Origin of the sequence: Chryseobacterium sp. Marseille-Q3244 (assembly GCF_940807095.1) — a bacterium.
Taxonomy (GTDB): Bacteria; Bacteroidota; Bacteroidia; order Flavobacteriales; family Weeksellaceae; genus Chryseobacterium.
Map to the genome: position 1 here is coordinate 134,228 of NZ_CALNWX010000008.1, position 13,378 is coordinate 147,605.

13 protein-coding genes are annotated in these 13,378 nt (G+C 35.3%); 6 read left to right on the forward strand and 7 right to left on the reverse strand.

Going from position 1 to position 13,378, the window contains the following annotated elements; all coding sequences use genetic code 11:
- The first annotated feature begins 264 nt into the window (after positions 1–264).
- The 4 genes from NBX25_RS15685 (at position 265) to NBX25_RS15700 (ending at position 3,491) form a co-directional block, all read left to right on the forward strand.
- On the forward strand, positions 265–777 hold the full coding sequence (locus NBX25_RS15685; protein ID WP_123907917.1) for an FKBP-type peptidyl-prolyl cis-trans isomerase: 513 nt from the start codon (positions 265–267) through the stop codon (positions 775–777).
- Between the two features lie 81 nt (positions 778–858).
- Positions 859–1,896: a peptidylprolyl isomerase gene (locus NBX25_RS15690; protein WP_228412938.1), complete on the forward strand. Its 1,038-nt coding sequence runs from the start codon at positions 859–861 to the stop codon at positions 1,894–1,896.
- Positions 1,897–2,007: 111 nt separating this feature from the next.
- Positions 2,008–3,174 (forward strand): retropepsin-like aspartic protease, encoded by a 1,167-nt coding sequence (locus NBX25_RS15695; protein ID WP_250254322.1) that lies wholly within the window; start codon positions 2,008–2,010, stop codon positions 3,172–3,174.
- 104 nt (positions 3,175–3,278) lie between these two features.
- Entirely contained in the window at positions 3,279–3,491 is a 213-nt protein-coding gene (locus NBX25_RS15700) for a hypothetical protein (RefSeq protein WP_250254323.1), read from the forward strand.
- Positions 3,492–3,590: 99 nt separating this feature from the next.
- Here the strand turns inward: NBX25_RS15700 and NBX25_RS15705 are convergent, their stop codons facing one another.
- On the reverse strand, positions 3,591–3,821 hold the full coding sequence (locus tag NBX25_RS15705) for a hypothetical protein (protein ID WP_123907915.1): 231 nt from the start codon (positions 3,819–3,821) through the stop codon (positions 3,591–3,593).
- Between the two features lie 550 nt (positions 3,822–4,371).
- Between NBX25_RS15705 and NBX25_RS15710 the strand changes: the two genes are divergently transcribed.
- Together NBX25_RS15710 and NBX25_RS15715 are read left to right on the forward strand one after the other, a co-directional pair.
- Complete coding sequence (locus NBX25_RS15710; RefSeq protein ID WP_250254324.1) at positions 4,372–4,824, forward strand: hypothetical protein; 453 nt, start codon at positions 4,372–4,374, stop codon at positions 4,822–4,824.
- Between the two features lie 178 nt (positions 4,825–5,002).
- Positions 5,003–5,515 (forward strand): hypothetical protein, encoded by a 513-nt coding sequence (locus tag NBX25_RS15715; protein WP_250254325.1) that lies wholly within the window; start codon positions 5,003–5,005, stop codon positions 5,513–5,515.
- 247 nt (positions 5,516–5,762) lie between these two features.
- On the opposite strand, the gene NBX25_RS15720 is transcribed toward NBX25_RS15715, so the two are convergent.
- The 6 genes from NBX25_RS15720 to serC all read right to left on the reverse strand — a co-directional run bounded on the left by NBX25_RS15720 (position 5,763) and on the right by serC (position 13,350).
- Positions 5,763–7,121, reverse strand: coding sequence for a M20/M25/M40 family metallo-hydrolase (locus NBX25_RS15720; protein WP_250254326.1), 1,359 nt, complete (start codon positions 7,119–7,121; stop codon positions 5,763–5,765).
- A gap of 2 nt (positions 7,122–7,123) precedes the next feature.
- Positions 7,124–8,485: a M28 family peptidase gene (locus tag NBX25_RS15725; RefSeq protein ID WP_123907912.1), complete on the reverse strand. Its 1,362-nt coding sequence runs from the start codon at positions 8,483–8,485 to the stop codon at positions 7,124–7,126.
- 1 nt (position 8,486) lies between these two features.
- Complete coding sequence (locus tag NBX25_RS15730) at positions 8,487–9,893, reverse strand: M28 family peptidase (RefSeq protein ID WP_250254327.1); 1,407 nt, start codon at positions 9,891–9,893, stop codon at positions 8,487–8,489.
- 55 nt (positions 9,894–9,948) lie between these two features.
- Positions 9,949–11,193 (reverse strand): DUF1015 domain-containing protein, encoded by a 1,245-nt coding sequence (locus tag NBX25_RS15735; RefSeq protein WP_123907910.1) that lies wholly within the window; start codon positions 11,191–11,193, stop codon positions 9,949–9,951.
- Positions 11,194–11,195: 2 nt separating this feature from the next.
- Positions 11,196–12,161 carry a D-2-hydroxyacid dehydrogenase gene (locus NBX25_RS15740; protein ID WP_123907909.1) on the reverse strand — a complete coding sequence of 322 codons (966 nt, stop codon included), beginning with the start codon at positions 12,159–12,161 and terminating at the stop codon, positions 11,196–11,198.
- Positions 12,162–12,285: 124 nt separating this feature from the next.
- Positions 12,286–13,350 (reverse strand): 3-phosphoserine/phosphohydroxythreonine transaminase, encoded by a 1,065-nt coding sequence (gene serC / locus NBX25_RS15745; protein WP_123907908.1) that lies wholly within the window; start codon positions 13,348–13,350, stop codon positions 12,286–12,288.
- Positions 13,351–13,378: the final 28 nt, after the last annotated feature.

The following is a 13,378-nucleotide window of genomic DNA, read 5'->3' on the forward strand; positions in this document are numbered from 1 at the left end:
TGCGTAGATTTACACAGATGTTTGCTTGTAATTTTGTTCAAAGGTTGTGAAGATTAGTGCATCAAAAAAATCTTTGATTTTTAAACTTAAGTTTTCTTACCAACACTATACTTTTAACTTATAAAACTTAAGTTTTCAAAACTTTTGTATCTTTTGTGATTAGATTTTACCCATAGATGATAACAGAGGTTTTTATATAATTTACATTTATGGTTTAAAAGCTTTTGTAATTGATTCGCAAAATGTGTATTTTCGCAAAAGTTTATGAAAAAATTACTCTTCATATCAGCCATAAGCTTGCTGAGCTGTAATAGAAATACGCAGACTGCGCACCCTCCGGTAGGGGGTGTTTTGAGCCAGAAAGATCTGGATGTTTCTAAAAACAGGATGAAAAGCCTGAATACCATCGAAAGAGGGCAGATTCAGGATTGGATCAATGGGCAAAACGTAAAGTTTTATCCTACACAGCTTAATTATTGGGTGACGGTTGACAGTTTTGATCGTAGAGAAAGAAGAGCAGATAATACTCTGATTTCCTATTCTTATGAATTGTATGATTTTGACCAGACCAGGATCTATGATCAGCCATTTGAAAGAAGAGATGCCAAATTTGGACATTTTGATGAACTGAAAGCGGTGGAAAATGCTTTACGTTTTATACATGATGGAGAGGAATTGACGCTTTTGGTACCGTCTTCTTTGGCTTATGGAACTTTTGGAGACGAAAAGAAAATAGACAACGATATACCTTTAATCATAAAATTAAAAGCTTTATAATACATGAAATTGTTTAACAAGAATATAATTCTGGCAGCGGCAAGTGTTTCGCTGATGAGTTGTACCCCAATTTATAAAAAAATGAACGTAGACAAAGAAACTTACGAAGGTCTTAATGACGGACTTTATGCCAATCTTCAAACTACAAAAGGTAACATGATTGTTAAGTTTGAGGACAAGAAAGCACCAGTAACTGTAGCCAACTTTATCGGTCTTGCAGAAGGGAAAATCGATAACAAAGCTAAGGCTAAGGGAGTTCCTTACTATGACGGAACTATTTTCCACAGAGTAATCAAAGATTTCATGATCCAGGGAGGTGATCCTCAGGGAACAGGAATGGGAGATCCTGGATATAAATTCGAGGACGAAAGAAACGATCTTAAACACACAGGGAAAGGTATTCTTTCTATGGCGAACTCCGGACCAAATACAAACGGTTCCCAGTTCTTCATTACTGAAGTAGCTACCCCTTGGTTAGACGGAAGACACACAATCTTCGGAAAAGTAGTAAAAGGTAATGATGTGATTGATACTATTGCTAATGTTGAAAAAGGAGCTCAGGATAAACCTAAAACAGATATCGTTTTAGAAAAAGTTTCTATCTTCGGTAAAGGTGATGAGTACAAAAACTACGATGCAGCAAAAACTTTCAACGAAGGAAAAGCTAAAATCGCAGAAAATAATAAAGCTTTTATTGCTAAAGAAGAAGCAGAAAAAAAGAAAAAAGAAGAAGAATTCAAAGCAAACCAGGAAAAATTAGTTGAAAGCTTAAAAGCTGGAATGCAAAAAACTGAATCAGGTCTTTACTATAAAATCACTAAAACTGCTGACGGTAAAGCTCCAAAAGCAGGTGATAACGTATCTGTACATTATGCAGGTAAATTAGTAGATGGAACTGAATTTGATTCTTCATTCAAGAGAAACGAGCCTATCGATATTCCAATCGGAATGGGAAGAGTAATCAAAGGATGGGATGAAGGAATCCTACTATTAAAAGAAGGAGAAACTGCTACATTATTGATCCCACCAGCAATGGGTTACGGAGAAAGAGGTGCAGGAGGAGTTATCCCACCAAACTCTTGGTTAGTTTTTGATGTTGAGCTTGTAAAAGTAAAATAGTTGAATCATTAAGATATGAAAGCCGTCCTGAAAAGGGCGGCTTTTTTGTTAATCTATGAGTGAAGGTTTTGTCTACACTCTAAAAATGACTACTTTAGTAAAAACTACTTCATGAAAAAAATCTTCTACACTCTTTTTATATTCTCCCATCTTAGTCTTATTGCTCAAGGGAAGAAGTTCTTTGAAAACGGAGACGTTCAGCTAAAGTCAGCCGTTGAAAAAATTAATTTAAAATATTCTACAGACTTACCTTTTGTAAAAGTAAGTATCAACGGGAAAATATATAATTTTCTTTTAGATACTGGAGCTCCAACCGTTATTTCTACGGCAATTTATACAGATTTGGGTCTTGAAAAGAAACATAAAAGCAGTGTAAAGGACTCACAGAAAAATAAACAGGACCAGATATTTACGGTATTGCCTGAAATGATTATAGATCAGCTAGCTTTTAAAGATATTGGAGTTATGGTGATGGATCTTACGGCAACTGAATTTGAATGCTTTAAAATAGATGGAATTATTGGTTCTAATCAGATGGCTAAACTTTTTTGGAGAGTGAATTATAATGAGAATTCATTGGAAGCAACTCAGGATCTTTCTAAGTTTGATCTTACAGGTTATGATATTGTGATTCCTTTTGATGTAAAAGATCAGAAAACCCCCATTATAGAAGCCAATGTTTTTGATAAGAAAATAAACCTTATATTTGATACAGGGTCTTCAGGAAATATAAAGATAACGACCAATAATTACAATTCTAAAAAAGTAACTGAGAAAGTAGATGTTTACGGAAATAGCTCTGTAGGGGCTTTTGGGACCGGAAATCCTGTGCTGGGATATATTTTTAAAGCTTCTAATGTTACTTTGGGAAATAAAAGTTTTAGCAATGAAGTAATAACAACAGGCAATTCAGGCTTAGTAGGAAATGATTTTTTGAAAAACTTTGTATTTGTTCTGGATTGGGAATCTCGTAAGATTTATATGAAGCAAATTAAGGAAACTATTCATAAGCTGGAGTCTTTTGGTTTTGGGTATCGTTTTATAGACTCTAAGCCTATTGTAGCCTATGTATTTCAGGAAGAGAATTTTCCTTTGAAGGTGGGAGATTCTATCATTAGTATTAATAATATAAACCTTGATAATCTTGACAAAGAAGGTGTCTGTCATTATTTCCTGAACAGAATAGAAAAAGATAGAGTTGTTATTGACTTGAAAATAAAAAGAGGCGGAGCTGAAATGAATGTGAACCTTAAAAAGAAAGTCTATTTAAAAGGGTAATGATTAAAGATGTAAAATACCGTGGAAATACGGTTTCTTGTGAAAATAAATTATCCCTATCTTTATCCCACACCAACGAAATAAAAATATAAAATATGTTTGATTTGAATTACGATTTAATAAAGCAGACAATAGAGGCTGAAGTTTGTAAAGAACACAACTTACATCCGGAGTTTGTAAAAACTGATGACGGCTTTGGGATAAAAGCTTGTTGCCAACCTTTTCATGCGGAATTAGTAGCAAAATCTGAAAAAATGGTCGAGGAGGAGACGACACAATTCCTTGAAAAGATGATGAAAGATATCTTCAAAGAATAATCTGTGAAATTGTAGATAAACAATGTATAAAAAAACCGCCCTTCAATAAAAGGGCGGTTTTTCAGTAAAAGAGTGAAATAAAAGTTATATGTTTCTACCTTATCTTTTCTTCATCCCTGTTCCAGCAAGGGAACTGATGAATACAAGACCAAAGCCGATATAAGCGGCAAAGGCGGTAAGATATACTATTAAGCTATTAAAACTTGGTTTTGAACTGTATACCAGTACAGAAAAAGCAGCAAAACTTAATACCAAAAGCAAGCTCCAGATATGCATTTTTGCAGCGTCTTCATTTCTCTTAAAAATCATTTCAAAAAAGGCTCTCATCATTACTAACATTTTAAGGGTTATACATTAATTAATTGAGAATAAATCAGGTACAATTATCATGGTATAAAGAAAGCATACTTCTTTACTGGGCTAAGGTTCATGATAACTTTGCCGTTTATTCAATATTATGATACCGGGCTTTGAAGTCCGGAATTAATAATCGTTTTTGAATCAATACATGATTCACGGTTTCTTATTGATGATACCTGTTAGATACGGGGCATAAATCTGCAGTGAAAAATCAACCGGAGGGCCAATCAATCACGTACCCGTATCTTTTACGGCATCGTAGAAAAAAAAGGATTCATATACGAGATATGAACTTTGAATCAGTGGAAAACTGAAAATCCACAGAAAACCTTTTTTCTCATCCTTAGTGCTTTTTTTAATTTTTTCTCAATAATTTACATGCCAATATCATGCCAAAGTGATTATTTCACGATTAACACATTATTTTAAAAGGGTGTATGCTGTTGTTTTTTAGGAGGTTTTTTAACTTATTTCCTTAAACAAAGAAAAAAGCTTTATTTTTAGATTATAATTGTTTGAAATGAATAGAATATATATTGGGTTAATTTTATTTTTCAGCAGCCTAGGATATGGACAGCAGCTTTCGGAAACAGAAAGAAAAATGACTGAATTGGTAGGAATCTGGAAAACTGAGGTAGAAGGAAGTTCACTATCTTTAATCATAAGCCTGGAGAAGGGAGAGAAAGAACATTTTCAAATTGTATTAATTAATATAAACGGAGAAAAATTTATAGTGAATGAAAGCAAAATTTCTTCCTCTGCACCATCAGAATATCAACTAAAAGTTATTAAAGCTGCTTTTGAAATGGATCAAGATTGTACCATCAAAGATGCTGTCATTGACCTTAAAAAACTTGAGAATAATACGATTGCTTTTGGCTATCATTCTAAAGTTTCAGACTGTTTGTTTGGTTCGGATAATGGATTGGAAATTCCTGATATTGATGGGCTGATTTTTAAAAAAGAAAAATAGATCTTGATTACAGAATTCTTAGATATAGGTTTTGGCTTAAACCAATGGAATTTATTGTATGATTTGAATGGGCTATGCTTCGATTATGTTCAGAATTGTACATTTCTATTGAGCTGTTAGGACGTAAAATTTTAAACTACGGCATTAGAATAATTGTAAAAAGAATAATTTTGGAAAAGTGAACAAGGAAAATTTAAAAGAAAAGATTGAGACTTGTATTGTGAATCTTCAACGATTGGCAACGATGAATTGTTGGAATAAGATATCTCCTAATTGTGTTTTTATTGTGTCTGATTTCAATGAATTTGAAAGACCAGATTTTTTTACACAAAGGAAGGTAAGAAATAAAATAAATAAATCTAAAACAACACTCGCTCTAGATATAGCCATAGACATTTTAAACAAGGAGTATCATGATCTTTATGATGTTACATTATATATTTTTAAAGCGGGTCAAAAAGAAACTGTAATTGAAATTCAGTATTACAGGAAATCAAATTTTAAAACTAACTATTTTGCTATGGTGAAAGATAATCCACCTATGTTTCATTCTAAAATCTCAAAACCCTATTATGTCAGGAGTGATAATAAATTTGATGTCAATTGGGAATCAGGTGGATTAAGGCATTTCTTTAATCATTTTATTGGTCAAATTAAGTACAGGATAAATACTTTTATATTAAATGTTTAATTCTTGGATAAAACTTGGTTTGTCATTCTGTAAGAATCTTAACAACTATATTCAATAACTTTATTTAGATTCCTACGGAAGGACAGAGACTTTGCTAAAACAGAAGCTCAATTTCAAACCTGATCTAAATGGAAATCTTGATGCAATTTTGTGGTATCATATTTTGGATCTGTGTTTTTAAAACAAAGAAAACCCATCAAATCTTATCAAGACTTAATGGGTTCATTTATATCAAACGGGCATTTCACTACCAGTTTTTATCAATCATATAAATAATATGGGTCATGGCTACGGCTCCCAATAAAAGCTCTCTTCTGTTAACTTTCTCAAAGGTGTCTTCTTCAGTATGGTGAATATCAAAATAACGTTGAGAATCTGGCATCAATTCAGCCGCGGGAACTCCCATATCATGAAGTGGATAAAGATCTGTTCCGGAAAAGCTTTCTTCAAAGTTGTACACTCCATACGGTAGGAATAGTTTTGACCAGCTTTGAATTTGTTTTCTTTTGGTATCATCCATGTCCAGAGCGATTCCTCTCGGTGCAAAACCTCCGGCATCGGATTCTATGGCAAAAAGATGTTTTTCATTCTTTTCTTTTACCATTTTTCCATATTGAATACCGCCTTTCACACCATTTTCTTCATTGGCGAAACAAACGACTCTGATCGTGTGGTTGTTTTGTATTCCTAATTTTTTAAATGTTCTCAGAACTTCAATACTCTGAACAATTCCGGCACCATCATCATGAGCCCCTTCACCTACATCCCACGAATCAAGGTGACCACCTACAACAATTACATTCTGGTCTTTTTTACCGGTAATTTCACCAATGACGGAGTGGGAGAGTTTCTCACCTTTCATTCCACAGTTGGAGTTCAGCTTTGCCGTAATTTTTTGATTCTTTAATAAGGTTTCCAATTCATCTGCAGTAGTACTTCCGATAGCTACAGCCGGTATTTTGGAAACGTTTTCTTCATAACGCATGGCTCCGGTATGAGGTACATCATCAAATGCTGAAGAAAGTGACCTGATAATGGCAAACTTTCCACCTTTTTTAGCCGTTAAAGATGCTGCGGTTGTTCTGTATTTGGATGCATCTCCATATCCTTTAAACGTTTCTATGAAGGATTGTTTGAAAGTATAATTGAAGAACAGTATTTTGTCCTTTACCTGTTCCGGGGAGAGCTTATTGTATTCATCCATAGATTTTACCATAATGATTTCCCCTGAGATATCTTTTCCGCCTGTTCCTTCAGAATTTCCCAGGGAAAGCATTTTAAGACTTTTCCAACTTCCGTTGGAGGTTTTGATGTGTAAGGATTCTTTTCCCCTTACCCAAACAGGGATCATTACATCCTGAAGCCATACTTTGTCTGCACCGGCATCACGAAGTTTCTGTGCTGCCCATTGTACAGATTTCTCATAGGCTTCGGAACCGCTTAAACGGTGACCGATATTTTTAGTAAGTTCACGAAGATCGTTATATCCTTTTCCGTTATTTAAAACTTCAAGGGAGATCTTGCTGAATTGTATTGAATCTTCTTTAGCCTGGCCAAAAGCTGCCATTCCAAAAAGTAATAATGAGGTTCCTAGTATCTTTTTCATGGTTACCAATTTTTATCAATCATATAAATAAGTTGTGTCATCACCGTTGAGCCCAGAAGGAGTTCTCTACGGTTGACTTTTTCAAAAGTATCTTCTGCAGTATGGTGAATGTCAAAATAACGCTGTGGCTCCGGAACAAGTTCTGCGGTAGGAACACCCATTTCATGAAGAGGAGCAATGTCTGAACCCGAATACTTTCCTTCAAAGTTGTAAACCCCATAAGGCAGAAATAAGTTTCCCCAGCTTTTAATCTGGTTTCTTTTGGAATCATCCATTTCCAGGGAAATTCCACGGGGAGAAAATCCTCCGGCATCGGATTCTATGGCAAAAAGATGTTTTTCATTATTATCTTTTGCTGTTTTTCCGTATTGCTTTCCGCCTTTGGTCCCATTTTCTTCATTGGCAAAACAGACTGCTCTAATGGTATGGTTATTCCGGAGTCCTAATTTTTTGAATGTTCTTAACACTTCAATACTTTGAACAATTCCGGATCCGTCGTCATGAGCGCCTTCACCTACATCCCAGGAATCCAGATGTCCACCCACTACGATTACATTCTGGTCTTTTTTGCCTGTAATTTCACCTATTACGGAGTGGGAGAGTTTCTCCCCTTTCATTCCACAACTGGAATTGAGTTTGGCTGTGACTTTCTGATTTTTTAATAAAGCTTCCAGTTCATCTGCAGTTGTATTTCCAATCGTAACGGCTGGAATTTTAGCAATATTCTCTTCGTATCGCATATTTCCTGTATGTGGAACATCATCAAATGCTGAAGAAAGAGATCTGATAATTGCAAATTTTCCACCTTTCTTTGCGGTTAGAGATGCGGCAGTTCTTCTGTAAGCGCCCGATTCTCTATAGGAAATAAAAGTTTGTACATTTCCCTGATTAAAAGGATAATTAAAGAAAACAATCTTATCTTTTACCTTTTCAGGAGGGAGTTTGTCATATTCTTCAAGGGATTTAACCATAATGATCTCTCCGGAAACATCTTTTCCGCCTGTTCCTTCAGAATTACCTAAAGAAAGCATTTTAAGACTTTTCCAGCTTCCATTTGAAGTCTTGATGTGTAAGGATTCTTTTCCTCTTACCCAAACCGGGATCATCACTTCCTGAAGCCATACTTTGTCTGCACCGGCATCACGAAGTTTCTGTGCAGCCCATTGTACAGATTTTTCATAGGCTTCGGAACCACTTAAGCGATGGCCTATATTTTTTGTAAGTTCACGAAGTTCATCATATCCTTTTCCGTTATTTAAAATCTCGGTGGAGATCTTGCTGAATTGTATAGAGTCTTCTTTAGTTTGGCCTGATATAAAGGTTATTCCTAAAGTTAATAATGATAAATTTACGATCTTTTTCATATTACCAGTTTTTATCAACCATAAAAATCATCTGTGTGATGGCAACCGCTCCCAGTAAAAGTTCTCTTTTATTTACTTTATCAAAAGTGTCCTGTTCAGAATGATGGTAGTCGAAATATCTTTGTGTGTCTACCACAAGTTCTGCTAAAGGAATATCCAGCTTTTTCAAAGGTGAAATATCCTGAATGGCATCTGTTTGGTCAAAATCATAAACGCCATAAGGAAGAAAATATTCTTTCCAGGGAGAAACGAGTCTTCTTCTTTGAGGAGACATATCCAATGAAAACCCTCTTGGAGAATAGCCTCCGGCATCTGTTCCTAAGGCGAATATATGTTTTTCGTCTCTCTTTTTCACGTAAGCAGCATACATTTCACGACCTTGTCCTCCGTTTTCACTGTTGGCATACAGAACCACGCGGATGGTATGATTGTTTTCATAACCAAGCGCTTTCAGAGTTCTTAAAACCTCGATACACTGAACAACCCCGGTTCCATCATCAATGGCGCCTTCGCCTACATCCCATGAGTCAAGTTGAGCCCCTAAAACAATCACTTTAGCATCTTTTTTACCCTGAATCTCAGCAATAATATTGGGATTGGTTGTATTGCCTTTTGATTCGGCAGTCATATTAATTTTAGCCGTTACTTTTTGCTTTTTTAATGTCTTTTCCAGTTCATCTGCCGATCTTACTCCTATTGATAAAGCAGGAATTTTAACTTTATCATCTGATTCGTAGTAAATCATTTTGGCATGTGGAGTATCATCATTAGCCGTTGTTAATGATCTTATAATTAAAGCTTTTGCACCTGTTTTAGCTATGACAGAAGCAGAAATTAATTTTGATTTTGCGGTCTGTAAATAGGAGTCACTGGTGTTAATGATTTTCGGATCCATAGGAACATTCACGAAAACTATTTTGTCTTTTAACTGACCTATAGACATTGCATTAAGTTCTGAGGTAGAGTTAATTAAAACAATTTCGCCTGTCAGATCTTTTCCACCTGTTCCTTCAGAGTTTCCGAAAGAAAGCATTCTGATGTTCTTCCAATCTCCATTTTCTACTTTTATCTGTAAGGATTCTTTTCCTCTGATCCAGACCGGAGCTTTGGCTTCCTGCCTCCAGATCATATTAATGCCAATTTCCTTGAATTTTTTTTCAGCCCATTCTACTGCTTTTGTATAACCGGGAGTGGCACTGAAACGTGGCCCGATACCCTTTGTGAGTTCTCCAAGATTTTCATAAGCCCTACCGTTGGTCATAACCTCGTCTGAGATCTTTTTAAATTCATCGTGATAATTTAATTTTACAGGAATTGCTGTTCTGCCAGCAGGCTTTTTGGGGATTTTTTTTTGAGAAAATAAAAATCCACTCAAAAAGAGTGGAAGTATAATGAATATTTTTTTCATTTTTTATTTACCTTTCTTTTTCCAATGATAAAAGTAGGAAAAAAATAGGAATTTATTAAGGTTTCATATCGTACATTAACAGTGCTGTAATCAATTTTGGCTCAATGAATGTACATTTTGGAGGCATGCTTAATTTTAAGTCTGAAATTTTAATCATATCATTAAAACTTACAGGATAAATTCCGAAGCCGGCTTTTCCTTCTCCGCTGTCTACCTTTTCTTTTAAAATATTAATTCCGCTGATATTAGAAGTCCCTTTTACGTAAGAAATCAAATCAGAGCTATCCGGATCTTCTATTTTTAAAATACCTTTAAAAATATATTTATCCAATAAATGGTGATCCAGGTTATCTAAAGACATTTCTTTAGAGCGAAGGTCGTGCTTTACGTGAAGAGAGTAGAACTTACCATCCAGATACATTGAAATATGGAATTTCTGGGAAGGGAAGTATGATGTTTCTCCTTTTTCGTGAATTAGGAAATACTGTTCAAGTTCTTTCAGGAATTGTTCAGTGGAAAGGCCATTCAGATCGTGTAAGATTCTGTTGTAGTCGTGAATCTTGATCGATTGGTTTGAAACGATAAAGCTGTACACAAAATTATAAAGCTCTGTACCGTTGTGTCTTTTGTTTTTATCCTTATGTTTTTTTGCATTCAATGCTGTGGAACCAATTCTATGGTGTCCGTCAGCAATGTAGAATGAATCAATCTGATCGATGACTTCTTTAAACTGTTGAAGTTTCAAACGGTTGTCTATTCTCCAGATTTTATGTCTGATTCCAATTGTATCTATATGATTGAAAATTGGAACATTCTTTTCTTCATGGTTCATCAACAACTCAATTTTCGAGTTGGCAGGGTAGGTTAGCAATACCGGTTCAGCCTGAAGGTTTACTTTTTCAAGGTAATGAGCCAGCTTTTCTTTTTTCTGAGGAATGGTACTTTCGTGCCTTTTGATTTTTCCATTCCAGAAATCTTCAATACTGGCAAGACCTAAAAGTCCTCTGAAAATTTGCTTGTTAGGATATATTTGTTCATAAAGATAATATGCAGAATTATCCTGAACGAGTTTCTTTTCGTCCAGAAGTTCTTCAAATGTGGAACGGATCTTTCTCAGATTTCGGTCTACATCCTTAGATTTACTTACAACATAAGGCTTTATCATGTTGATGTAAGTATTTTCAACTTGAGCTTTTTCTGCTATTTCTTCCTGGGTAAAATTATCCAGTGGATGGGTAGGGAAAGTATCCTCAAAATCTCTGTGAGGTCTTATTCCACGGAAAGGTTTAAAAACAGGCATATTTATCTTATAGTTTCTTTTTGTAGCTTAATAATTTGTTCTGCAAGTTCGATACCGATTTTCTCTTGCGCGTCTACCGTATTCCCGCCTACATGAGGAGAGAGTGAGAGTGCGGGATTCATCAGTAAAGGAAGTTCAGGATTGGGCTCGCTTTCAAAAACGTCCAATGCAGCTCCTGCTACTTTTCCTGACTCGATAAAATCAATTAGTGTCACTTCATTTATCACACCGCCTCTTGCAGTATTTACAATATAAACTCCATCTTTCATTTTTTCAAATTGTGGGGTGTCTATAATGTACTCATTCGTTTTTGGGGTATTGATGCTGATGAAATCTGATTCTTTAAGGAAAGCGTCCATATCATTGGTGGAAGTGATTTCAAAGTTTACCGACTGGCCGTCAAAGAAATTCAAAGTAAGAACTTCTGTTTTTGGGCTTCTTGTCAGAACCTGTATTTTCATCCCTAATGCGATTCCTATTTTTACGACTTCCTGGCCAATACTTCCAAAGCCGATTACTCCTAATGTTTTTCCTGAAAGTTCATAAGCATTGCTGAATGACTTTTTCATGGCATTGAAATGAGTTTCTCCTTCCAAAGGCATCAGTCTGTTTGATTCGTGAAGGAATCTGGCTAATGCGATGAAGTGTCCAAAAACCAATTCAGCAACAGATTTTGAAGATGCTGTTGGGGTATTGATTATTTTAATCCCCTTACTTTTTGCATATTCAACATCAATATTATCCATTCCAATACCGCCACGACCTATGATCTTAAGTCCCGGACAGGCATCAATCAGGTCTTGCCTTACTTTTGTGGCGCTTCTTACAAGAAGAACATCTACATTATTATCGTTGATAAAATTAATAACGTGATCTTGGGCTACTCTATTGTCCAGAATTTCAATTCCGGCGTTTTTCAAAGCCTGTTCTCCTGCTTTTGAGATTCCATCGTTTGCTAAAACTTTCATGTGTTATTGGATTTAAAGATTGAAAGATTTAAATATTTCAAAATTTTAAAACTGGGGTGCAAATTAATAAATTTAAATTAACTGCTTTTAAATCTTTCAATCTTTGAATTTTTAAATGCTTAAATTATTTGATAGATTTCATTACATCCACCAATACCTGTACGCTTTCAATAGGTAAGGCATTATATAAACTGGCTCTGTAGCCACCAAGGCTTCTGTGACCGTTAAGTCCACTGATTCCTGCAGCTTTCCATGCATTATCAAACTCCTCTTTTTTACTTTCATCTGTAATTTTGAAAGAAACATTCATTAATGAACGGTCTTCTTTCACGCAGAACGTTTCAAATAATGGATTGCTGTCAATTTCATCATATAAAAGCTTAGCTTTGGCTTCATTTCTCTGTTCTGCTGCTGCAATTCCACCATTGTTTTCAAGGTATTGTAGTGTTAACAGAGATGCATAGATAGGAAATACCGGTGGAGTATTGTACATTGACTCTTTGGAAATATGCTGAGAATAATCAAGCATAGACAGCATATTTTCTCTTCCTGTTTTTCCAAGGATTTCTTTTTTGATAACGACTAAAGTAACTCCTGCAGGTCCCATATTTTTCTGAGCTCCGGCATAGATTAAGTCAAATTTTGAAAAATCAAGCTGTCTTGAGAAAATATCAGAACTCATGTCACATACCATCAGGGTGTCCACTTCAGGAAATGATTTCATCTGAGTTCCATAAATTGTATTGTTGGAGGTACAGTGGAAATAATCGTATTCCGAACCTACCGTATAATTTTTAGGAATGAAAGAATAGTTTTCTTCTTTTGAAGAGCCCACTACATCTACAGTTCCTAGTTTTTTTGCTTCTTTGATGGCTCCGGCTGCCCATGTTCCTGTATCAAGATAAGCTGCTTTTCCGCCTACTTTCATTAGATTGTAAGGCACCATCGCAAACTGCATACTTGCTCCGCTTCCTAAATAAAGTACCTCATAATCATCACCCAGGTTCATCAATCTTTTTACAATTGCACGTGCTTCGTCCATTACTGCAACGAAATCTTTACTTCTGTGCGAAATTTCAAGAAGAGATAATCCGATACCGTTAAAGTCCAAGATTGCCTGTGCTGATTTTTCAAATACCTCTTGTGGTAAGATACATGGCCCTGCGCTGAAGTTGTGCTTTTTGTTCATATTTTTATTTTTTGGTTGCTTTAGAAAT

What these genes read in the sequence shown, in the direction of transcription:
- NBX25_RS15705 (WP_123907915.1), bottom strand. Translation starts at nt 3,821, where the DNA reads ATGATGAGAGCCTTTTTTGAAATGATTTTTAAGAGAAATGAAGACGCT.
- NBX25_RS15695 (WP_250254322.1), top strand. Translation starts at nt 2,008, where the DNA reads ATGAAAAAAATCTTCTACACTCTTTTTATATTCTCCCATCTTAGTCTT.
- serC (WP_123907908.1), bottom strand. Translation starts at nt 13,350, where the DNA reads ATGAACAAAAAGCACAACTTCAGCGCAGGGCCATGTATCTTACCACAA.
- NBX25_RS15740 (WP_123907909.1), bottom strand. Translation starts at nt 12,161, where the DNA reads ATGAAAGTTTTAGCAAACGATGGAATCTCAAAAGCAGGAGAACAGGCT.
- NBX25_RS15690 (WP_228412938.1), top strand. Translation starts at nt 859, where the DNA reads ATGAACGTAGACAAAGAAACTTACGAAGGTCTTAATGACGGACTTTAT.
- NBX25_RS15730 (WP_250254327.1), bottom strand. Translation starts at nt 9,893, where the DNA reads ATGAAAAAAATATTCATTATACTTCCACTCTTTTTGAGTGGATTTTTA.
- NBX25_RS15720 (WP_250254326.1), bottom strand. Translation starts at nt 7,121, where the DNA reads ATGAAAAAGATACTAGGAACCTCATTATTACTTTTTGGAATGGCAGCT.
- NBX25_RS15725 (WP_123907912.1), bottom strand. Translation starts at nt 8,485, where the DNA reads ATGAAAAAGATCGTAAATTTATCATTATTAACTTTAGGAATAACCTTT.
- NBX25_RS15685 (WP_123907917.1), top strand. Translation starts at nt 265, where the DNA reads ATGAAAAAATTACTCTTCATATCAGCCATAAGCTTGCTGAGCTGTAAT.
- NBX25_RS15710 (WP_250254324.1), top strand. Translation starts at nt 4,372, where the DNA reads ATGAATAGAATATATATTGGGTTAATTTTATTTTTCAGCAGCCTAGGA.
- NBX25_RS15735 (WP_123907910.1), bottom strand. Translation starts at nt 11,193, where the DNA reads ATGCCTGTTTTTAAACCTTTCCGTGGAATAAGACCTCACAGAGATTTT.